The 22,085-nt window shown below is 65.9% G+C and carries 18 protein-coding genes; 15 read left to right on the top strand and 3 right to left on the bottom strand.

Annotated elements, in window-relative coordinates; genetic code table 11:
* Positions 1 to 235: 235 nt before the first annotated feature.
* Positions 236 to 529, top strand: coding sequence for an NIPSNAP family protein (locus CIT37_RS38150; RefSeq protein ID WP_038947374.1), 294 nt, complete (start codon positions 236 to 238; stop codon positions 527 to 529).
* A 17-nt stretch (positions 530 to 546) separates the two neighbouring features.
* Here CIT37_RS38150 and CIT37_RS38145 read toward each other — a convergent pair whose 3' ends face one another.
* Entirely contained in the window at positions 547 to 2,568 is a 2,022-nt protein-coding gene (locus CIT37_RS38145) for a YgiQ family radical SAM protein (protein WP_038947375.1), read from the bottom strand.
* 217 nt (positions 2,569 to 2,785) lie between these two features.
* On the opposite strand from CIT37_RS38145, the gene CIT37_RS38140 reads away from it, so the two are divergent.
* The 3 genes from CIT37_RS38140 to CIT37_RS38130 all read left to right on the top strand — a co-directional run bounded on the left by CIT37_RS38140 (position 2,786) and on the right by CIT37_RS38130 (position 4,300).
* The gene (locus tag CIT37_RS38140; RefSeq protein WP_028140795.1) at positions 2,786 to 3,085 is read left to right on the top strand and encodes a hypothetical protein; all 300 of its coding nucleotides are present in this window, start codon (positions 2,786 to 2,788) and stop codon (positions 3,083 to 3,085) included.
* The gene (locus tag CIT37_RS38135) at positions 3,054 to 4,010 is read left to right on the top strand and encodes a DMT family transporter (RefSeq protein ID WP_174719446.1); all 957 of its coding nucleotides are present in this window, start codon (positions 3,054 to 3,056) and stop codon (positions 4,008 to 4,010) included. Before CIT37_RS38140 ends, CIT37_RS38135 begins: the two co-directional genes overlap by 32 nt.
* Before the next feature lie 125 nt (positions 4,011 to 4,135).
* The gene (locus tag CIT37_RS38130; RefSeq protein ID WP_167456556.1) at positions 4,136 to 4,300 is read left to right on the top strand and encodes a hypothetical protein; all 165 of its coding nucleotides are present in this window, start codon (positions 4,136 to 4,138) and stop codon (positions 4,298 to 4,300) included.
* Positions 4,301 to 4,306: 6 nt separating this feature from the next.
* On the opposite strand, the gene CIT37_RS38125 is transcribed toward CIT37_RS38130, so the two are convergent.
* Together CIT37_RS38125 and CIT37_RS38120 are read right to left on the bottom strand one after the other, a co-directional pair.
* Positions 4,307 to 4,987, bottom strand: a complete 681-nt coding sequence (locus CIT37_RS38125; RefSeq protein WP_095426783.1) for a GntR family transcriptional regulator — start codon at positions 4,985 to 4,987, stop codon at positions 4,307 to 4,309.
* A 9-nt stretch (positions 4,988 to 4,996) separates the two neighbouring features.
* Positions 4,997 to 6,409: an FAD-binding oxidoreductase gene (locus tag CIT37_RS38120; protein ID WP_095426784.1), complete on the bottom strand. Its 1,413-nt coding sequence runs from the start codon at positions 6,407 to 6,409 to the stop codon at positions 4,997 to 4,999.
* Between the two features lie 178 nt (positions 6,410 to 6,587).
* Between CIT37_RS38120 and CIT37_RS38115 the strand changes: the two genes are divergently transcribed.
* The 11 genes from CIT37_RS38115 (at position 6,588) to CIT37_RS38065 (ending at position 21,998) form a co-directional block, all read left to right on the top strand.
* Positions 6,588 to 7,472 (top strand): dihydrodipicolinate synthase family protein, encoded by an 885-nt coding sequence (locus tag CIT37_RS38115; RefSeq protein WP_161966285.1) that lies wholly within the window; start codon positions 6,588 to 6,590, stop codon positions 7,470 to 7,472.
* Positions 7,473 to 7,684: 212 nt separating this feature from the next.
* Positions 7,685 to 10,009: a TonB-dependent siderophore receptor gene (locus tag CIT37_RS38110; protein WP_095426786.1), complete on the top strand. Its 2,325-nt coding sequence runs from the start codon at positions 7,685 to 7,687 to the stop codon at positions 10,007 to 10,009.
* Positions 10,010 to 10,011: 2 nt separating this feature from the next.
* A complete protein-coding gene (locus CIT37_RS38105; protein ID WP_095426787.1) occupies positions 10,012 to 11,190 on the top strand; it encodes a PepSY-associated TM helix domain-containing protein in 1,179 nt (392 codons plus the stop codon).
* 69 nt (positions 11,191 to 11,259) lie between these two features.
* Complete coding sequence (locus tag CIT37_RS38100; RefSeq protein ID WP_095426788.1) at positions 11,260 to 12,492, top strand: rhodanese-like domain-containing protein; 1,233 nt, start codon at positions 11,260 to 11,262, stop codon at positions 12,490 to 12,492.
* Positions 12,493 to 12,778: 286 nt separating this feature from the next.
* A complete protein-coding gene (gene serA / locus CIT37_RS38095; RefSeq protein WP_028140787.1) occupies positions 12,779 to 14,023 on the top strand; it encodes a phosphoglycerate dehydrogenase in 1,245 nt (414 codons plus the stop codon).
* A gap of 222 nt (positions 14,024 to 14,245) precedes the next feature.
* Positions 14,246 to 15,265, top strand: a complete 1,020-nt coding sequence (locus tag CIT37_RS38090; RefSeq protein WP_095426789.1) for a patatin-like phospholipase family protein — start codon at positions 14,246 to 14,248, stop codon at positions 15,263 to 15,265.
* A gap of 3 nt (positions 15,266 to 15,268) precedes the next feature.
* Positions 15,269 to 16,723 carry a GntP family permease gene (locus tag CIT37_RS38085; protein ID WP_028140785.1) on the top strand — a complete coding sequence of 485 codons (1,455 nt, stop codon included), beginning with the start codon at positions 15,269 to 15,271 and terminating at the stop codon, positions 16,721 to 16,723.
* A gap of 96 nt (positions 16,724 to 16,819) precedes the next feature.
* Positions 16,820 to 18,481, top strand: a complete 1,662-nt coding sequence (locus CIT37_RS38080; RefSeq protein WP_161966284.1) for a tannase/feruloyl esterase family alpha/beta hydrolase — start codon at positions 16,820 to 16,822, stop codon at positions 18,479 to 18,481.
* Between the two features lie 48 nt (positions 18,482 to 18,529).
* A complete protein-coding gene (locus tag CIT37_RS38075; RefSeq protein WP_095426791.1) occupies positions 18,530 to 19,018 on the top strand; it encodes a MarR family winged helix-turn-helix transcriptional regulator in 489 nt (162 codons plus the stop codon).
* 4 nt (positions 19,019 to 19,022) lie between these two features.
* Positions 19,023 to 19,793 (top strand): enoyl-CoA hydratase, encoded by a 771-nt coding sequence (locus CIT37_RS38070; RefSeq protein WP_038950649.1) that lies wholly within the window; start codon positions 19,023 to 19,025, stop codon positions 19,791 to 19,793.
* 123 nt (positions 19,794 to 19,916) lie between these two features.
* Positions 19,917 to 21,998: a methyl-accepting chemotaxis protein gene (locus CIT37_RS38065; protein WP_095426792.1), complete on the top strand. Its 2,082-nt coding sequence runs from the start codon at positions 19,917 to 19,919 to the stop codon at positions 21,996 to 21,998.
* The last annotated feature ends 87 nt before the right edge of the window (positions 21,999 to 22,085 follow it).

Here is a 22,085-nt window from a genome sequence, read left to right as displayed (position 1 = left end):
TCGAGCGTTTGCACGTCTCCTAAGCCATTGATCCCGCTCATGCCGTCTACTGTGCATGGGGTTGTTTTCGACATTTTTGCTCTGGCAGTCCCAAACAACCGAGGTCGCCATGCCGATTTGTCACGGTGACGCCCCTGCGCGCGAGGAGCACCATCTGGCCCGGGCGACCGTAGGATTTTTCGTCCCGTCCCTCGCGCGGCGCCGTTTTTCATCAGTCCATTTTTGGAGGCGCATCATGCACGTCTATAATGTGGTCAGGTTCAAGGTGAAGCCGGGTGAGGAAGCCGCCTTCCTCGACGCGCACCGGAACGGCAAGGCGAAATGGCCGGGGCTGGAGCACGGCGTTATCCTCAAGACCGGCGAGCAGACCTTCTGCCTCATCGGCACATGGGCCAGTCAGGACGCGCTGGCCGGGGCGCGATCGGCGATGATCAAGACGCTCGACAGTTTCAGGTCGGTGCTCGAAGACCAGGGCAACGGACGCGGTGTGACTGATGCCGTGTCAGGGGCAGTGGTGCTCGCGCTGTAGCAGGCAAGCGGCGCCCGCTACTTCATCACCCGCAGGCCCTTGGTCGTGAAGCGCTGCGTCTTCTCGCCCGGCCGGACCGGGCGCCGCGTGCCGGCGGCCTTGCCGGTGCCGGGCGGCTGGTGCGCGGGGACGAGCTGGTGCGGCTGCGAGCCGATCAGGTCGCGGCGGCCCATCTCGATCAAAGCCTCGCGCAGCACCGGCCAATTGTCGGGATCGTGGTAGCGCAGGAACGCCTTGTGCAGGCGGCGCTGGCGCAGGCCCTTGATCGCCTCGACCTTGTCGCTGCCGCCGTGGCGGACGCCGCGCAGCGGGTTGACGCCGGTGTGGTACATCGCGGTCGCGGTCGCCATCGGCGAGGGCAGGAAGGTCTGCACCTGATCGGCGCGATAGCGGTTCTTCTTGAGCCACAGCGCGAGGTTCATCATGTCCTCGTCGGTCGTGCCCGGATGCGCCGCGATGAAATAGGGGATCAGGTAATATTTCTTGCCGGCCCGTTCGGCCGCTTCGTCGAACATCCGCTTGAACTTGTTGTAGGCGCCGATGCCCGGCTTCATCATCTTGTCGAGCGGACCGCGCTCGGTATGCTCGGGGGCGATCTTCAAGTAGCCGCCGACGTGATGGGTGACGAGCTCCTTGATGTATTCCGGGCTCTCGACCGCAAGGTCGTAGCGCACGCCGGATGCGACCATCACCTTCTTGATGCCCTTGGTCTCGCGCACCTTGCGATAGAGCCGGATCAGGTCGTCATGCGAGGTGTTGAGGTTCGGGCAGATCTCGGGGAAGACGCAGGACGGCCGCCGGCACGCCGCTTCGACCTTCGGGTCCTTGCAGGCCATCCGGTACATGTTGGCGGTGGGGCCGCCGATGTCGGAGATCACGCCGGTGAAGCCCGGGGTCTTGTCGCGGATCTTTTCGATCTCGCGCAGGATCGAGCCTTCCGAGCGGTTCTGGATGATGCGGCCTTCGTGCTCGGTGATGGAGCAGAAGGTGCAGCCGCCAAAGCAGCCGCGCATGATCGTCACCGAGAACTTGATCATGTCCCAGGCGGGGATTTTTGCTTCGCCGTAGGACGGATGCGGCGCGCGCGCGTAGGGGAGGTCGTAGACCGCGTCCATCTCTTCGCTGGTCAGCGGGATCGGCGGCGGGTTGAGCCAGAGGTCGCGATCGCCGTGACGCTGCACCAGCGGCCGCGCATTGCCGGGATTGCTCTCCCGGTGCAGCACGCGCGATGCGCGGGCATAGGCTTCCTTGTCCTGTTCGACCTGCTCGAGCGCCGGCAGCCGGATCACGGTCGCACCCTTCTGGCGCGTCGCGCCCTCGTCGGCGGAATCGAGATCGTCGGCGTGCAGCTCGGTGTAGTCCTCGGGCACCTTGCGGAACAGCGCGACGCCCCTGATGTCGTCGAGCGCGCGCGGCGCTTCGCCCGCGGCGAGCCGCTGCGCCACCTCGACCACCGCACGCTCGGCATTGCCGTAGAGGAGCAGGTCCGCCTTGGCGTCGGCCAGCACCGAGCGACGCACCTTGTCCGACCAGTAATCGTAATGCGCGATCCGGCGCAGCGAGGCCTCGATGCCGCCGAGCACGATCGGCACGTCCTTGAACGCCTCGCGGCAGCGTTGCGCATAGACGACCGTGCAGCGGTCCGGCCGCTTGCCGCCTTCGCCGCCCGCCGTATAGGCGTCGTCGCTGCGCAGGCGGCGGTCCGCGGTGTAGCGGTTCACCATGGAATCCATGTTGCCGCCGGTGACGCCGAAGAACACTTTTGGCTTGCCTAATGCCCTGAACGGCTCGGCCGAATGCCAGTCGGGCTGCGAGATGATGCCGACCCGGAAGCCTTGCGCCTCCAGCAGCCGGCCGATGATGGCCATGCCGAAGCTCGGATGGTCGACATAGGCGTCCCCGGTCACCAGCACGATGTCGCAGGCGTCCCAGCCGAGCGCATCCATCTCGGCGCGGCTCATCGGGAGGAACGGTGCAGGCTTGCGCGGCTGCGCCCGGGCCATCAGCGGCTTTACGGCGGTGATCATCTGGGTGTCCATGGCGCCTACGCATAGGACTCCACGCTCCTGAATACAACCGACGGACGCGTGAAAGATCGAGGTTCCCGGGCCGCAGTCCGGCGCGTTAACGGGTCACGAGCGCGCGCCGCTTCGTCCTCTCCCAGCGTGACCCGCGTCAGCCATGGGGGTGTGACGCCCTCCACATACCGACCGGTGCCGTCGCGTCATGCTCTCTCCAGTCTTGAAGGAGAGCCCCATGTTTCTGGTCGATGCGCTGCTGATCCTGGCGATGTTGTTCTTCCTCTTTCTGCCGATCACCGATCGCCGGACGGTGCGGATGAGGCTCTGCATGCTGTGCGCGCTGCTGGCGGTGTTCTCGGTCTCGCTCAGCCGCACCCCTGTCGTGCCGGTGCTGCTCGCGAGCATCGCCGCGCCTCCCGGAATGCTGCGCGTGCCGCATATGCATGCCAGTGAGCCGTCGTCGGGGTTCTCACCGCGGCCGTCATCGGATATCCGATTGATCCATGGGCAAGGAAACGGGCAAGGAAACCTCTGACGGCGGTCATGATGCGGTGACCGGCGTATCGCCGTCCACGAATGTCTGGCTCGGCGTGATTGCGCTGGTCGGCTTCATCCTGGTGGCGACCGCGCAGGCCTCCAATCAGATTCTGGCGCGCGGACTGGCCGGCTCCGTCCCGCCCTTCGCGCTCGCCTTCTTCCGCTGGAGCATCGTCGCAATCGGGCTCGCGCCGATCGCGCTCAAGGAGATTCTCGATGGCCGCGTGCCGCTGGCCGGGAACATCTGGTCGATCCTCGCCGCCGGCTTCATGGGCATGTTCCTGTGCGGCGGTCCGGTCTACGCCGCGGGCGTCTCGACGACGGCGATCCACATCGCGCTGATCATGGCGCTGTCGCCGATCACGGTGCTGCTGATCTCGGCCCTGCGCGGCATGGAGCATGTCGGCCCCTTGCAATGGCTCGGCACGGCGCTGGCGCTCGCCGGCGCGCTGCTCATCATCTCCGGCGGCCATCCCCAGACACTGATCGAACTTCAGACTGCAGCGGGCGACGGCCTCGTCGTGATCGCGATGCTCGGTTGGTCCGGCTACACGCTGCTGCAATCGCGCGCCGCGCCAAAGGCGTCGCTGCTGGCACGCATCAGCCTGTTCTCGGGCGCCGGCGCCCTGTTCTCGCTGCCGCTCGCGGCCATGGAGATGTGGGCGACGCCGGGGGAGGTCTTCAGCACCAAGGCGCTGTCGGCCTATGTCTTCGCCGGGATCGTTCCCGGCCTGCTCGCCTATGCCGGCTTTGCCTGGCTCGGCGGCAAGTTCGGCTCGGTGCGGACCTCGCTCGTGCTCTATCTTGGGCCGATCGCCAGCGCGCTATTGTCTTTCGCCATCCTCGGCGAACCGCCGCAGCTGATCCATCTTCTCGGCGGTTTGCTGATTTTGGGTGGCGTCTGGGCCAGTTTGCGCCGCTAGTTCCATCCGCATGCGTCCGGGTTCACCCGCAGGAACCATCGGCCTTCGCGGACATTCTGATGGAGGGTTGCCGCGAGCCCGCCTCGCGCGCGCTCGCGATGTTCGCCTCTGGCGATGGGGGAGCTGTGAGTACAGTCATAGAGAACCTGCTGTTGCGAAAGCAGAAGCTCGTGGAGCAGCTCGAAAAGGTGCCATCGGTCGAGGACCGCGACAGGATCGAGCACCACCTCGAGCAGATCAATACCGCGCTGGATTTTCTGGACAGGCCGGGACCGAGGGAAGGGCGCTAGAAGCGCTCATTCCACCTTCAGCGAGTCCACCTTCAACGCCCTGGCGTAAACCACGCCCGAATTGGTGATATGCGTGGTCATCAATTCTTCGAAGGCGGCGAACTCGCTGCGCGCGAACAAATCGAGCAGCCTGCGATGCTCGTCGAACGACGTGCGGGTCCGCACGTCGATCGGTGAGGTCAGATTGGTGCGGAGCGCCGCGACGCGGCCGGAGACCAGCTGATAGGATTCGGCGAGGTAGCGATTGCCGCAATGATTGAACAGCGCCTCGTGAAATACCGCATCGGCGCGGCCATAGGCGATGTTGTCCTTTGCCGCGACCGCCGGCTCCATCGCCGCGATCGCCTCGCTCATTGCGGCGATTGTACCGTCGCGATCGCAACGATAGGCGAGCTCGGCGGCCCTGGGTTCGAGCGCGATGCGGAAGGTGCAGAGCGCGTTGATGTCGTCCGCGCTCGGCGTGAAGACAAAGCTGCCGACCTGCGGGCGGATCACCACGAGGCCTTGCGCCTGCAGCTGGCCCATCGCCTCGCGCACCGGCGTGCGGCTGACGCCGAAGGAATTCGCCACCATCTCCTCGGAGATGGCAGCGCCGAGCACGAACTCGCCGTCGATGATCGCCTGCCGCAGCCGCTGCATCACCCGCTGCGACAGCGATTTCGGCGTATCGAGCTTGAGCGAGCGCATTTGCGTTTCTCAGACCACCTTGCCGGGATTGAGCAGATGATCGGGATCGAGCGCCGCTTTCAGCGTCCGCATCAGCGCGATCTCGGCCTCGCTCCTGGCATGGCCCAGCCACTTCTTCTTCAGCGTGCCGATGCCGTGCTCGGCCGAGATGCTGCCGCCCATCTCGCGAACGAGACCGTAGATGATCGTGTCCATCTCTTCCTTCGGCTGCTGCTCGACGGAGAGGCCGGTGACCCAGGAGACCAGGTGCAGATTGCCGTCGCCGATATGGCCGTAATAGACGCTCTCACATCCCTCGATGCCGGAAGCGAGCGCCGCCTTGCAGCGCGTGACGAACTCGTCCATTCGCGCCACCGCAAGGCCGATGTCGTAGGAGATGTGCGGGCCCAGCACCTGGCCGAATTCGGCGCAGATGTCGCGCACGCGCCAGAAGCTCTGCGTCTGCGCCAGCGATTGCGCCACCGCGGCATCGGCCAGCAGCCCGCGCTCCATCAGCTCTTCGAGCCAGGCCTGGAAGCGCGGCGCGTCCAGGCTCTCGTCGGTGCCTTGCGCCTCGACCAGCACGTAGAGGCCGTGACCTGCGGCGACCGGCGGCTTCACGCCGGCGCGAGTCGTGATCACGTCCCAATAGTCCGGCCACATCACCTCGAACGCCGACAGCAGCGGCCCGAGCCCGCTGCGCGCCGCAGCGAGCAGCGCGATCACCGCGGCATAGTCCGTCAGCGCGCAGAGCGCGGCCATGGTCGAGCGCGGCTTCGGAAACAGCCGCAGCACCACGCGGGTGATGATGCCGAGCGTGCCTTCCGAGCCGATGAACAGATGCTTGAGATCGTAGCCGGCATTGTTCTTCATCAGCTTGTTGAGGCCAGTGATGATGGTGCCGTCGGGCAGCACGACTTCGAGACCGAGCACAAGCTCGCGCGTCATGCCGTAGCGGATCACGCGGTTGCCGCCGGCATTGGTCGAGAGATTGCCGCCGATGGCGCAGGAGCCGCGCGAGCCGAGGTCGAGCGGAAAGAAGAAGCCGGCTTCGTCCGCCGCCTTCTGGATCGTCTCCAGCGGCGTGCCCGCCTTCACCGTCATCGTCGCGGAAGCGCGGTCGATCTCCTCGATGCCGCTCATGCGCTCGAGCGAGATCGCGACCCAGCCGGCTTCGGGCGAGGCGCCTCGGCACAGCCCGGTCAGCCCGCCCTGCGGCACGAACGGCAGCTGCGCCTGCCGGCAGGTCGCAATCGCATCGGCCACGCCTTGCGCATCGACGGGACGGATCACCGCAAGCGGCGTCTGCGGCAGGCTGGCGCTCCAGTCGTTGCAGTTGCGCGCCGGCACGTCGGTGCCGATCAGGACGCCGGCTGCGCCAAGCTTGTCGCGAAGTGCGCCGAGCAATTGGTCGGGCCGCTTCACCGGGGTCACCATGTTCATGCGAGACCTCCCTAAATCTGGCTGCGCCCATGCGCGCCGTGACGGGGGAAAATATTTGCGTCTTTCTTGTATGTAAGGTACAAGACAGAAAGTAAAGCAAAAACAAGCTCGGAAGCCCCTTGGAGACCATTGGGAGATCAGAGGCTTGATCCGAGATCGCAGCTGAGAGGGCGGTGTGATGACAGAGGCAATTCGCGGGTTCTGGGTGGCATCGGCGACGCCGCTGGCGGCCGACGGCAGCGTGGACGCCGCCAAGCTTGCGGCTCACGCCAAGCAGCTGTTCGGCAAAGGTGTCGACGGCGTCGTGCTGTTCGGCACCACTGGAGAGGGCACCTCGTTCAATGTCACCGAGCGCGTTGCGACCATCGAAGCCGTGCTCAAGGCCGGTGTTGCGCCGGAACGCATCGGCATCGGTGGTGGCTTTCCCGCCATCACCGACAGTATCGCACTCTCGCGCGCGGCGCTCGGCCTCGGCCTGCGCCACGTGCTGGTGCTGCCGCCTTACTTCGACCGCAGCGTCGCGCCTGAAGGCATCGCGGATGCCTTTGCCGCGATCATCGACGGCGTCGCCGACGATCGGCTGCGTGCTTATCTCTATCACATCCCGCAGATGTCGGGCGTTGCTATCCCCACCGCCGTCGCCGCGAGCCTGCGCAAGCGTTACGGCAAGGTGATTGCCGGCCTGAAGGACTCCAGCGGTGACTTCAAGCAGTTCCAGGCATTCCGCGCGGCGGCTCCCGAGCTCGCCATCACCGTCGGCAATGAAGCCGATATCACCCGCGCGATCGCCGCCGGCGGCGCCGGCACCATCTGCGGCATGGCCAATGTCGTGCCCGAGCTGGTCAAGGGCATGGTCGAGGGCAAGGATGTCGAGGCGCGCATGCAGGCTGCGATCGAAATCGTGCTGAAAACGCCCTCGTTCACCGCGACGCTGAAAGCGATCCTGTCGGCACAGACCGGCGATGCTGCCTGGCAGCGCGTGCGCCCGCCGCTCCGCGCCTCGTCCGACGGCTCCGCGTTCAAGCGGAAGCTCGACGAGTTGACGGCTCCTGCCATCGCCTGAGACCGCACAAAATCGTGATACGCCGCCGCGAATTCGCGCGCTGCGTGTCGCGGCCGGCACGACGGCAATCGAAGATTGCCGTTCGATGCCGCTCCGTCCTTAGAACGATTCAACACTAGAGCGATTCAACTCTGCCTGCGGTTCTCTTCAATCGCTGCGGCTGTTAGACGCGCCAGCTTCAAGGCTACGTCTGACCGGGAAGTGAATCGAACGTGCGTGCTCATCTGGATGGCCAGCGCATCTGCGGCCATCGAACTCATGCCGGCAAGAGCCGTGCGGGTCTTCTCATCGGAGCGGCCGTGCTGCTCGCCGAATGCCCCTCCAACACGACGACCGCGCAGGCGCAATCGGCACTGCCGCCGGTGACGGTGGAGGCGCCGGCGCAGCGGCCGAAGCTGGTGCGCGCATCGGACCAGCCGTCGCGCCGCGCGCAGACCGCCGCGCGCCAGCGCAATCGTAACCCTGCGGCCGCCGCACCGACGCTCTCGGAGCGCGCGGCTGCGGAAGCCGCCGCGCAGCAGGCCGCAAAGCTCGGCTACCGCGCGATGCCGAGCGCGACGACGCTGCGCAGCGGCGCCTCGCCACTCGACACCTCTCAGTCCGTCAACGTCGTGCCCGAGCAGGTGTTGAAGGACCAACTGCCGCGCAACATCGACGACGCGCTGATCAATATCAGCGGCATCACCCAGACCAACACGCTTGCCGGAACCCAGGATGCCGTGATCCGCCGTGGCTTCGGCGACAATCGCGACGGCTCGATCATGCGCAACGGCATGCCGCTGGTGCAGGGCCGCAGCCTCAATGCCGCCGTCGAAAGCGTCGAGGTGCTGAAGGGACCGGCCTCGCTGCTCTACGGCATCATGGACCCCGGCGGCATCGTCAACACCATCAGCAAGCGTCCGGAGCTGTACCAGCACGGCTCGGTCACGCTGCTCGGGTCGACCTACGCGAACAACCGCAGCGGCGCCGACGGCACGCTCGACATCACCGGCCCGATCGGCGACGGCGGTCTCGCCTATCGCTTCGTCGGTTACGGCGTCAGCGAGGACTATTGGCGTAATTTCGGCCGCCACAGGGAAATGCTGGTGAACCCGTCGCTGGCCTGGTACGGCGACACCACGACGGTTCAGCTCACCTATGAGCACCGCGAGTTCATCACGCCGTTCGACCGCGGCACGTCCTTCGTCAAGGGGGCGCCGCTGGCGATCCCGGCGACGCGCCGGCTCGACGAGCCCTTCAACAATATGTGGGGCACCTCCGACCTGGTGCAGGCGTCGGTGGAGCAGAAGCTCGACGACAATTGGAAGGTCACCGCGGCTTACAGCTACAACACCGAGACCTTCAGCGCCAATCAGCTCCGCATCACAGGCGTCAACGCCGCGACCGGCGTCGAGACCCGCAGCAACGATGGCACCCGTAACTCGCTGAGCAATGCCAGTTACGGCACCTCGTATCTGCAGGGCGACGTCTGGGTCGGCGGCTTCCGAAACGAGATCCTGTTCGGAGGCGAAGCGCTCTATCGCACGATCGATCGCCACGATCTGATCCGCCAGGCGACGCCAAGCTTCAATTTCTACAACCCGGTCTACGGACTGGTCGTGCCGGGCACGACCGTTTCGGCAACCGACAGCGAGCAGACCGACAAGCTCGGCACCCGCGGCTTCTTTGCTCAGGACACCTTCCATCTGACCAACTGGCTGTCCGTGGTTGGGGGCGTGCGCTGGATGGAATACGAGCAGCTCGCAGGAAAGGGCCGGCCAGTCTTCGTCACGAACACCAATCTCGCAGGCGACAAGGTGTTGCCGCTCGGCGGCGTCATCGTCAAGCTGAACGACCAGCTCTCCTATTACGTGAGCTATACGCAGTCGCTGAAGCCGACCTCGACCATCGCGGCTTTCACCACCGGCTTCGTCGTCGACTCCACCATTGCGCCCGAAGAGGGAACGCAGTGGGAGACCGGGCTGAAGTTCGATGTCAACAAGCGGCTGTCGGGCACCCTGGCGGTCTACGACATCGAAAAGAAGAACGTGCTGGTGCTCGATGACATCGGCAACGGCAAGTCGGCGGCGCGCACCTCCGGAGCGGCCCGGTCGCGCGGCGTCGAATTGGACGTGACCGGCAAGCTGACCGACCACTGGAGCATGATTGGAAGTTACGGCTATACCGATGCGCGCCTGATCAATGATCCCGTCGTCGGCAACGCAAAGTTGCTGAATGTCGCGATGAACACGGCCTCACTCTATCTCGTCTATGATTTCGGGGACGCGCTCGCCGGACGTCTGCGGCTGGGCGGCGGCGCGCGCTATGTCGGTGACCGGCCGGGCGACGCCGCCAACACGTTCTTCATGCCGGCCTATACCGTCGCAGACATCTTTGCGACTTACGACACGAAGGTCGATAATCTGCCGGTGACCTATCAGTTCAACGTCAAGAACCTGTTCGACAAGGTCTACTACACATCCACCACCGGTAACGCCCTGAACGTCGCCATCGGCGATGCGCGGCGCGTATCGCTGTCGGCCACGGTGAAGTTCTAGCCATGGCCGCGCGGCTCGGACACACCATCAAGGCGGTCCTGTTTCAGGTCCATTCCATCGCGGGCCTGGTCCTTGCGCTGCTGGTGTCCCTGATCGCGCTGACCGGCGCGACCATGAGTTTCGAGGACGAGATCGTCGATCATCTCAATGCCGGCATCATGCAGGTCGCGCCGCGTCAGGCGCCGGCGCTGATGCCTGATGCGCTGGTTGCCCGGCTGAAGGCCTCGCAGGACCTCGGCAAGGTCGCCGCCGTCACACTGTCGAGCGATCCATCTGCGGCGGTTCATGTCCGCTTTGCCCGTGACGATCGGGGCGACCGGCCGACCTCGCTCTATGTCGATCCCTATGACGCCCGCGTGCTGGGCTCGCCGCGCGGCGAAGCATTTTTCGCGACCGTGCGCCGGCTGCATCGCTGGCTGCTCATTCCCGGCGACGGCAAGGGCTGGGGACGTCCGATCACCGGCACGGTCGCGCTCGGCCTGATCCTCATGCTGGTGTCGGGCCTCGTGCTGCGCTGGCCGCGTCGTGCAGGCAGTCCGAAAATGTGGCTGAAACCGAATCTTGGGCTCGGTGGCCGCGCTCTGCACCGGTCGTTGCATACCGTGATCGGCACCTGGGTCCTTCCGATCTATCTGACGATGACGCTCACCGGCCTGTATTTCTCATTCGAATGGTACAAGGACGGCGTGACCTGGCTGCTCGCACGTCCGCACGTCACGGCAGCGAAAATGCCCGCAAAGCTGCCGCGTGCGGCCAACTCCGAACCGGCGCCGCCAATCGGATTCGATCAGGCCTGGATGACGTTCCAGCGTGAGGAGGGCGACCGATTCTCCAGGGCCTTGCTGACGCTGCCTGCGCAGGGTACGACGTTGCGCATCCGGTCGTGGGGGAAAGCCTCGTTGCTGGAAACCACGCGCGACGAATTCCGCATCGACGCCGTCACCGGGCAGTTGGTCTCAGCGGAGCGCTTTGCTGACAAGACGTTCGGCGAAAAGAGCATCGCGGCCATCTACGACATCCATCGCGGCGAGATCCTGGGCTGGCCGGGCAAGCTCGCATTCATGATTGCCGCGATGTCGATGCCGTTATTCGCGGTCACCGGCATCCTGCTCTATCTGTCGCGCCGCAAGCTGCGCCGTCCGGCACAGCAGCCGCTCGGGCGACTCGTTCCCGGCGAGTGAGCCGACGAGGCTAGCCAACGCGCTTCTAATCGGTCAAAAGCTCATGGCCCTCTTCTCAAGGTCCGCGCCATGAAGCTTCCGACCGTCACCCCCGCCGATATCCGCCGCGCACTGCTGCTGCGCGAAGAAATCGCGCTGCTCGATCTCAGATACGAGGCAGGCTTTGCGACGGGGCATCCCCTGTTCGCGGCCAACATGGCCGTGGATCGGATCGAGGTCGAAGCCCAGGTGAGGCTGCCGCGCAAGGACGTGGCGATCGTGCTTTACGATGACGGCGAGGGGCTGGTCGCGGCCGGCGCCGAACGCCTCCTCGCGCTCGGATATACCCATATCAGCGCGCTCGACGGCGGGCTGAAGGCCTGGCGTGCAGCGGGCTATGAGGTTTTCGAGGACGTCAATTCCTATTCGAAAGCGTTCGGCGAGTTGGTCGAGGCGCGACGGCACACGCCGTCGTTCAGCGCCGACGAGGTGGCAAAACTCATCGCGGACAAGGCCAACATCGCCATCCTCGACGTCCGCCGCTTCGACGAATATGCGACCATGAACATTCCGGGCTCGGTCAGCGTGCCCGGCGCGGAGCTGGTGCTGCGGGCGGGGCAGGCCGCGCCCGATCCTGAAACCACCATCATCGTCAATTGCGCCGGCCGTACCCGCTCGATCATCGGCACCCAGTCGCTGATCAATGCCGGCGTGCCCAATAAGGTGCGGGCGCTGCGCAACGGCACCATCGGCTGGACGCTGGCGCGGCACACGCTCGATCACGGCGCCGACAGGCGCGGCGCGCTCGGCTCGTTCGAGAGCGGCCCGGCCAATGCGCGCGACGTCGCCTATCGCGCCGGTGTTCGCCATATCGGCGCAAGCGAGATGGCTGCACTCGTCGCGCAAACGGACCGCACCCTCTATCGTTTCGACGTGCGCGATGCCGAGGAATATGCGGCGGGTCACCTCGCGGGCTTCCACCATTATCCCGGCGGCCAGCTGGTCCAGGAGACCGACATGGCCGCGCCCGTGCGTGGCGCGCGCATTCTCCTGACCGACGACAAGGGTGTCCGCGCCGATATGACCGCATCATGGCTCGCCCAGATGGGTTGGGAGGTTTATGTGCTGGAAGGAGGCTATGATGGCGCGCTCGAGATCGGTCCGCCGCGCGTGCTGCCCAAGCCCGATCCGGCCCACCGTTACCGCCGGCCCTATGAAGGCACCGACGTCGCGCAAGCCGCGATGCAGGCCTATCTCGATTGGGAATATGGGCTGGTCGAGCAACTCCGCCGCGACGGCACGCACGGGTTTTATGTGATTTGACGGTGTTATCCGTCACCCTGAGGCGCTCGCCTCTTCGGCGAGCCTCGAAGGGCGACGGCCCGGCGCTCTCCGCCCAACTGCATCGGGGGCCGTTCATCCTTCGAAGCTCCCCGTGCGGTGCTTGGCACCGCCCGTCTCGCACCTCAGGATGACAGGACGGCCGCCGCGGCCCGGCGCTGTAAACATCTACCTCCCCGCCATTTTCTCCCCGTATCCGACCCCTATTGTGCCGCGCATCGTCCGCGGTCTATGAGCTGCGACCAAGCTCATCATCTATGGAGACACCATGCCAGCCCCAGGCCAAAGCCCTGAGCGGAGTGCCAAGGCCCTGCTGCTCGAAGGCGTCAACGACAGCGCTGTCGACCTTTTCAAGGGCGCGGGCTTCACCAATGTCGAGCGGCTGACCAAGGCGCTGGACGGTGACGATCTGCGGCGTGCGCTCAAGGGCGTGTCGCTGCTCGGCATCCGCTCGCGCACCCAGATCACCGATGACGTGCTCGCGGCCGCCGACCAGCTTCTCGCCGTCGGCTGCTTCAGCGTCGGCACCAACCAGGTCGATCTTGCGGCGGCGCGCAAGCGCGGCATTCCCGTCTTCAACGCGCCGTTCTCCAACACGCGCAGCGTCGCCGAGCTCGTGATCGGCGAGATCGTGATGCTGCTGCGGCGGATCTTTCCGCGCTCGGTGTCGGCGCATGACGGCGGCTGGGATAAATCGGCGACCGGCAGCCGCGAGGTGCGCGGCCGCACGCTCGGCATCGTCGGCTACGGCAATATCGGCTCGCAGCTCTCGACGCTGGCCGAAGCCATCGGCATGCGCGTGATCTATTTCGACCGCACCGACAAGCTCCGCCACGGCAACACCGAGCCGGTCGAGAGGCTGGAGGAGCTGCTGGCGCAGAGCGACGTCGTCAGCCTGCACGTGCCGGAGACGCCGGAAACCGCGGGCATGATCGGCGAGAAGGAGCTACGGGCGATGAAACCCGGCTCGTTCCTCATCAACAACAGCCGCGGCACCGTGGTCGATCTCGACGCGCTCGCTCGCTCTTTGCGCGACGGTCATCTCGCCGGCGCGGCCGTCGACGTGTTTCCGGTCGAGCCGTCGTCGAATTCTGATCGCTTCAAAAGCCCCATACAGGGCCTCGAGAACGTCATCCTCACCCCGCATATCGGCGGTTCGACCGAAGAGGCGCAGGAGCGCATCGGCGGCGAAGTCGCGCGCAAGCTGGTCGACTATTTCATCACGGGCTCGACCATGGGCGCGGTGAACTTTCCGGAAGTGCAGCTGCATCTGCGTCCCTCCGGCGCGCGCTTCAGTCATGTCCATCGCAACGTGCCCGGCATGCTGCGCCGGCTCAACGAGGTCTTCCTCCAGCGCGACATCAACATCGCCGCGCAATATCTGGAGACCGCCGGCGATCTCGGTTACGTCGTGCTCGATGCCGATCTGGCGGGGCAGGATTCCGCGGCGCTGCTCCAGCAGATCCGCGCCCTCGACGGCACGGTCGGCGCGCGGCTGGTGTTCGAGCACTAAAGCATGATCCGGAAAAGTGCGCAGCGGCTTTCCGAAAAGATCATGCTTAAACAACGACCTAAAGCGCGATGACGATTCATCCTCATCGCATCGCGCTTTAGACGGCGCGGGGCCCACGTTCCGGTTGCATTTCTCCGCCAAGGCTCTCTAAACTACGCCATCGACTTCGACGCCCACGTGACAAGTCGCGTCGAATTGAGCTTCAGTTGCGTGAGTGCCGCGATGGAACCGGACAGCGTACTGATTGATCTCGCGCTTCAAGGCGGCGGTTCGCATGGCGCCTTCACCTGGGGCGTGCTCGATCGCCTGCTGGAAGAGAAGCGGCTTACGATCGCCGCGATCTCCGGGACGTCCGCAGGCGCGATGAACGCAGCGGTGCTGGCGGATGGGTGGACGGCCGGTGGCGCCGAGGGTGCGCGTGACGCGCTCGAACGATACTGGCGCCGCGTTTCGAAGGCGGCGGCCTTCAGCCCGCTCCAGCGCTCGCCGCTCGACCGGCTGATGGGGCGCTGGACGCTCGATACGTCGCCGGCCTACATCCTGACCGACCTGATGTCGCGGGTGCTCTCCCCCTACGACCTCAATCCGACCGGCTACAATCCGCTGCATGCGGTGCTGGCTGAGAGCATCGATTTCGAGCGCCTCGCGCGCTCGCCGATCAAGCTGTTCATCACTGCGACGCGGGTGCGCACCGGGCGAGGACGCATCTTCCGCAACGCGGAGATCACGGTTGACGTGTTGCTCGCGTCGGCCTGCCTGCCAACCATGTTCCGCGCGATCGAGATCGACGGCGAGCCGTATTGGGATGGCGGCTATGCCGGCAACCCGACCATCACACCGCTCATTCGCGAAAGCGACGCGCACGACACCATCCTGGTGCAGATCAATCCGACTGAAAAGCCGGAAGAGCCGCGGACGGCTGCGGATATACTCAATCGGCTGAACGAGATTTCGTTCAACTCGCCGCTGATGAAGGAGTTGCGTATGATCGCGTTGCTGCGTCAGGCGGCCGACCCGGGAAGCGGCGAGGGCGCGCGCTGGGCGAAGATGCGGACCCACCGCGTCAAGAGCGACATGCTCGCGAAGTTCGGCGCCTCGTCCAAGCTCAACGCCGAATGGGAGTTCGTCTCGATGCTGCACGGCGAAGGACGTCAGGCGGCCGAAACCTTCCTCGACGAGCACGGCCCGGATATCGGTCGGCGCTCGACCGCCGATCTCGACATCCTGCTGTCGGAGTGCTGAGAGGTGGGGCTTCTCGGCATTCTCGTCGGGCTTGGCCTTCTCGTCCTATTCGCCTTTCGCGGCTGGAGCGTTCTTCTGCTGGCGCCGTTCGCCGCGCTCGTCGCGGCGCTGTTCGGCGGCGAGCCGCTGCTTGCGAACCTGACGCAGATCTTCATGGTGAATGCCGCAGCATTCCTGGCGCAGTTCTTCCCGATCTTCCTGCTCGGCGCCGTATTCGGGAAACTGATGGACGACAGCGGGGCGGTCGCGTCGGTTGCCACCTTCATGGCGAGACGTCTTGGCGAGCGCCGCGTGATCCTGGCGGTCGTGCTCGCCGGTGCGATGGTCACCTATGGCGGCGTCAGCCTGTTCGTCGCGTTCTTCGTGATCGTCCCCATGGCCCGCTCGCTGTTTCGTGCCGCCGCGATTCCGCGGCGATTGATTCCGGCCGCGATCGTGCTGGGCACATCGACCTTCACGATGTCGGCCTTGCCGGGCACGCCATCGATCCAGAACGCTATCCCGATGCCGTTCTTCGGAACGACGCCGTTTGCCGCACCCGGACTCGGCATCATCGCCTCCCTGATCATGGCTGGCGCGGGATTGTGGTGGCTGCGCCGCGCTGAAGCCGCGGCCCGCCGTGCGGGGGAAGGCTATGGCGAGGACATGGAGGGTGCGGCCGAACGTGCCGTCGACGACGAACTGGTCCGCGAATACGCGACCACCGCGCGAGAGTTCGATCCGGCCGAGATCCGGCATGGACGGCGCGGTGAACTGTCGGCTCCGGTGGTGAGTGCCATCCTGCCGCTGGCCGTCGTCGTGGCCGTCAATCTCGTGATGTCGCTGCTGGTGTTGCCGCGGCTCGATGTCTCGTATCTGAGCGAGCAGCGCTTCGGCGGTACATCGTTGGCGGCGGTCGCTGGTGTGTGGTCGGTCAGCACCGCCCTGGGCGCTGCCATCGTCACGACCATCCTTCTCAATTGGGCCCGGCTTCCGTCACTGCGGCAGACCATGGACGCCGGTGCCAATGCATCGGTTCTGCCGGCGCTCAGCGTCGCCAGCCTCGTCGGATTCGGCGCGGTCATCGCGGCGCTGCCGGCTTTCGAAACGGTGCGAGACTGGGTGCTTGCGATCGAAGGTGGCCCGTTGGTTTCGCTCGCGGTTGCGACCAATATTCTGGCCGCGCTGACCGGCTCGGCATCCGGCGGCTTGACGATCGCGCTCGACGCGCTCGGCCAGACCTATGTCGAGATCGCCGCGCGCAGCGGCATCGACCTTGCGCTGATGCATCGCGTCGCGGTGATCGGTTCGGGGACGCTGGACATCCTGCCGCACAACGGTGCGGTGGTCAGCCTGCTCGCGATCTGCGGCCTGACCCATCGCGACAGCTATCTCGACATTGTGATGGTGGGCATCGTGACGTCGCTATTGGCGCTGGTGGCCGTGATCGCCTTGGGGAGCGCGCTCGGATCATTCTGATGAGCGGCTCGGCGTGAGCGATTGACGGGAGGACGAAGGTTGCATTGAATGCGGCCAGCCGTCGACGCAACAAATCGAGAAAGCCGGGTGGAAACGATGACGCGAAAGAAAGCGAAGCTGTGTGCGTTGCTTGTAAGCTCGATGGCGACACTGGGGACGGGCGCGGCGTCGGCGGCAACGCTGGCAGAGGACGCCGATGCGGTCTGCAAGGGTCTCGTCGGCGCTGCCGATGCCGTGAAGATCGACTCCGCAACCTTGCAGGCGCCCTCGCCGATCGCCGTCGCCGAACGCGGGCCGACGCCGTCCGGGCGCATCACGCCGGCCAACCCCGGCTTCTGCAAGGTGCTCGGCCATATCGACCCTGCCGATCCCAAGGCCCCGCCGATCAAATTCCAGGTCAACCTTCCCGTCGAATGGAACGGCCGCTCGCTGCAATATGGCGGCGGTGGTTTCAACGGTGTGCTGATCACCGGCCTTGCGCTGCCGCCGGCCTATCCGTTCGACAAGCCGTCGCCGCTGGCGCGCGGCTTCGTCACCTATGGCACCGATTCGGGTCACGAGACCAGGCAAGGCGAGCCGCCACAGGTCTTCGCGCTCAACGACGAAGCCTTCGAGAATTTTGCTCACCGCGCCTACAAGAAGGTGCGCGATGTGGCCGTTGGGCTGATGGAGCGCGCCTACGGCAAGAGACCTGAGAAGATGTACTTCATGGGTTCGTCCGAGGGCGGCCGTGAAGGCCTGACCATGGCGCAGCGTTACCCCGACGATTTCGACGGCATCTTCGCACGCGTGCCCGTGATCAACTGGGTCGGCCTGCAGCATGCCGGCACGCGTTCGGGTCTCGTCACCATGGGTGCGGGTTGGATCAATCCGGCGCAGGTGAAGCTCGTCGGCGAAGCCGTGCGGGCGGCTTGCGACAAGGCCGATGGCTCCGACGATGCGCTGGTGCAGGACCCCGTCGCCTGCAAGGCGGCCTTCAAGGTCGAAACGCTGCGCTGTGAGGCCGGAAAGAGCGGCGATCAGTGCCTGACCGATGCACAGATCAAGGCGATCGATACCTTGCACGGGACCTACAAATTCCCGTTTGCGCTCGCCAACGGTCTCGACGACTATCCCGGCTGGGGCGTGTCGGGCGAGGATACGCCGGTGATTGGCCCGACCGGCGGCTGGGTGGCGTGGTGGCTCGGCACCGCGCCGCCGGCGCAGCCGCCTGCGCCCAACAACGGCATTGCCTGGATCTACGGCGCCGGCGGCATTCAATATGTCTTTGCGCGCGATCCCAAGCTCGATGTCACCAGCTACAAGGTTGAGGAGCACAAGGCGCGGCTGCTCGAGGTTTCAAAGCTGATGGATTCGACCGATCCCGATCTCGGCCGCTTCCGCGCCCGCGGCGGCCGTCTGATCATGCTCGAGCACATGGCCGACTACGCGCAGAGCCCCTATGCCGGCATCCGCTATTTCGAGAGCGTCGAGCGCAAGCTCGGCAAGACCGAGACCGCGGAGTTCGCGCGGCTCTACACCGCACCCGGCGTCGATCATGTCGGCTCCGGCGCACCGGCCAATGTCGATATGTTGAGCGTGCTGGTCGACTGGGTCGAGAAGGGCAAGGCGCCCGGCGACCTCGAAGTTGCCGAGCAGAAGGTCGAGGCGCCCTCATTCGCAACATTGCGCGCGCTGCCGCTGTGCCGCTGGCCGGCCTGGCCGCACTACAAGTCGGGTGCGGTGACGGAGGCGGCGAGCTTCACCTGCGCGCCGTAACGAGGTGGCCCGTTTGACAACAAGCTTGCGTCCGGCTATCTATTTCGCATGCGAAATAAACCGGCCGACGGGCGGCATCATCGACTGATCTACCTGCTGAGCGTCGCGCAACGCCGCTTGCAGCGCTGGATGGCGGCGCGGCCGGAGAACGAGGTGACGCCGGCGCAGGCCGGGCTGCTGTTCATCCTCGGCAAGCAGGACGGCGTCCTGATGGGCGAGGCGGGCGCAGCGCTCGACATGGGGCCGGCCGGCATTTCCGGCCTCGTCGACCGCACGGAGGCGGCGAGATTGATCGAGCGGCGGGCCGATCGCGAGGACGGCCGCGCCTGGCGCATCTGGCTGACGCCGAAGGGGCGGACCGCGTTGGCGCAGGCGAAAGACGGCGCGGCAGAGGTCAACGCCGCGCTGACGGACGGATTCACGGCTGCGGAGATCGACATCGTCGCGCGCTGGCTGACCAGCATTCAGGACAAGTTTCCAAGACCTTCAGAAACAAGACCTTCAGAAACAAGACCTTCAGACGAATCCAAGGAGTAGAGCAATGACCGAGCACGTCCGGATCGAGAACAATGGCGGAATTCTCACCCTCACGCTGGCGCGCCCCGACAAGAAGAACGCGCTGACCGATGCGATGTACGGCACGCTCGCCGATGCCATCGAATCCGCCGAGTTCGATCCGTCGGCCCGCGTGATCCTGATCCGCGGCGAGGGCGACATGTTCACCGCCGGCAACGACGTCGGCGAATTCGCCGCGGTCGCAGCCGGCAAGTCCGAAGGCAGCCGTAACGTCGTGCGCTTCATCCAGTCGCTGGCCCGCTGCACCCGGCCGCTGGTCGCCGCCGTGCAGGGCCGCGCCGTCGGCGTCGGCACCACGATGCTGCTGCATTGCGATCTCGTCGTGCTCGCCGACAACGCGCAGTTGTCGACGCCCTTCGTCAGCCTCGCATTGGTGCCGGAGGCCGCATCGAGCCTGCTGATGCCGGCGCGTATCGGCCATGCCCGTGCCTACGAGATGTTCGCGCTGGGCGAGACCGTGCCGGCGAAGGCCGCGCTGGAATGGGGCCTCGCCAACCGCGTGGTGCCGCTCGACAAGCTCGATGCCGAGGCGCTTGCGCTGGCGCAGCGTCTTGCCCGCCAGCCGGCCGGCGCGCTCACCGCCACAAAGAAGCTGATGCGCAACGGCGAGGCGCTGGTCGCGCAGATGCAGGCCGAAGGCGAGCAGTTCGCGCAGCGCCTGCGCACCGCCGAGGCGCGCGAGGCGTTTACGGCCTTTGCCGAGCGCCGTCCGCCGGATTTCACCAAGGTCGCGTGAGGGGATGCGGCCAGCCCAGGAGGCGCGGCCGCGCACAACCGCAGGTATTTGATTAAAGTCTTAACCAAACCTTGGCATGTCGCGATGCAAGGTGGCCGCTCGTGAAGAGTAGGCCCCCGACCCATGGCAATGTTTAAGAAATCGGTAAGCTCCCTTCTCCTGACGCTGATGGCCCTGCTGGCCGTCGGCGCGCTGGCCTCGACGGCGTTCCAGATGGCGGGGGCCTTGGGCCGCTACAGCGAGAGTCTCGAGACGGAACGTCTCGCGAATGCCGACAAGGCGATCTTCCACGGCGTGCTCGCGCTGCGTAACAATCGCGGCGATGCTCAGAGCGCGCTGCTTGGCGAGGACGATCCGCGCGCCAAGCTCGGTGCTGCCGAGAAGGCCGAGCAGGCCGGCCATGATTCCATCGTCGCGGCGCTCTCGACCGTCGACTTTGCCCGCCGCGACGAACTCGCAAGCACGCTGAAGCAGCGCTGGAGCGAGGCCGCCCCGAAATTCCAGCTGTTCTACGACGAGGCCAAGCTGCCGCGTGCCGAACGCAAGATGGAACGCACCGCACCCTGGTACGATGCCGTCACCAAGGTGATCGATACCGCCAACCTGGCGTCCACCGCGGTGTCGAACCGCGCCTGGATGAACGACCCCTTCATCGCACGCATGATCCAGGCCCGCCGCCTTGCCTGGCAGGTGCGCGACCGTTACGGCATCCAGTGCTCGACGCTGCGCCCGAACGTCAATGCCAGCAAGCCGCTCGACGAGACCCAGAAGCAGACCGTGGCGAGCTGGAACGGCATCGTTACCGCCGGCTGGACCGGGATGGAGGAGCTGCTGGCTGCGCCCGACGTGACGGCCGACCTCGTCAATGCGGCGAAGGAGGCGCGGGCCAAGACCGACGGCGTGCTCAAGCAGATCGGCGATCTCACCCGGAATTTCGACGGCAGCGGCAAGCCGGCGATGCCCGCCGCGGAATGGAACGCGCTGTGCCAGTCGCCCTTCGCGCCCATCGTCGCAGTCGCCAACAAGGCCCTCGACCAGTCGATCGCACGTGCCGAGATGGTTCAGGCGAAAGCCCTCACCAACCTCATCGTCCAATCGCTCGCGTTTCTGCTCGCGCTTGCCGTGACGCTGACCGGTGTGTTCGTGGTGCGCAATCGCCTGATGCGCCCGGTGCGCGCCATTCTCGACGCCATCGCCCGCATCAGCGCGCACGACTACGCGACGCCGGTGCCGCAATCCCGGCATCCCGACGAATTCGGCACCATGGCCGCGGCGCTCGAAAGCCTGCGCGAGAGCGCGGCGACCGCAGAGCGCCTGGGCCGGGAGCGCGAATCGCAGCAGGCCTTGCAACTGGCCCGCTCCGGCACCGTCGACGAGGCCTGCCGCAGTTTCGACGACACCGTGCAGGCGGTGATTCACAGCGTTGTGGCCTCGACGCGGGAGCTCGATGACACCGCAACCGGTGTGCGCTCGCTGGTGTCGGAATCGAGCAGCCAGACCGCGGCGGTCTCCTCCGCCGCCGAGCAGGCCACCAACAATCTGGAGACCATCGCGGCGGCGACCGAAGAGCTCTCCGCATCCGTCGGCGAGATCTCCGCGCAGGTGCAGTCGAGCGCCCGCGAGGCTCGCGAAGCGGTGTCGCAGGCCGAGCAGACCAATGCGACGGTCGAGATCCTCGACCAGACCGCGAGCCGCATCGGCGAGGTCGTGAAGATGATCAACGCCATCGCCGGCCAGACCAACCTTCTGGCCTTGAACGCCACCATCGAAGCCGCGCGCGCCGGTGAAGCGGGCCGGGGCTTCGCCGTGGTCGCGGGCGAGGTCAAGAACCTCGCCGCACAGACGGCGACGGCGACGGAAGAGATCTCGCGTCAGGTCGAGGAGATCCAGGGCGCCACCGGCCAGGCCGTGACCGCGATCCGCGCCATCGGCGGCGCCATCAGCGGCATCGACGAGAAGATGACGGCGATCGCCGCCGCCGTCGAGCAGCAGCGCGCGGCCACCACCGAGATCTCGCGCAACTTCCAGCAGGCCGCGCAGGGCACGCGGGAAGTCACCGACACCATCGGCAGCGTCGCCAGGCTCAATCAGGAGACCGGCAACGCCGGCACGGTCTTGTCGGAATCCGTCAAGAAGATGTCGGCCGACGCCGACCGCCTCCGCGTCGCGGTCGAGGGCTTTTTGGGCGCGGTCAAGACCGCGTAGTTTCGCTTCAGTTTCTCCATCTGACGTCGCGCGTTCGGCATTGCCGCAGGTCCCTCCGGCGGCTACATCTGTGCCGCCGCGTCACCT

The sequence above is a fragment of the Bradyrhizobium ottawaense genome (genome assembly GCF_002278135.3).
GTDB classification, from domain to species: domain Bacteria; phylum Pseudomonadota; class Alphaproteobacteria; order Rhizobiales; family Xanthobacteraceae; genus Bradyrhizobium; species Bradyrhizobium ottawaense.
Note: the sequence above shows the minus strand (reverse complement) of the source record. Positions and strands in the feature narration are given on the sequence as shown.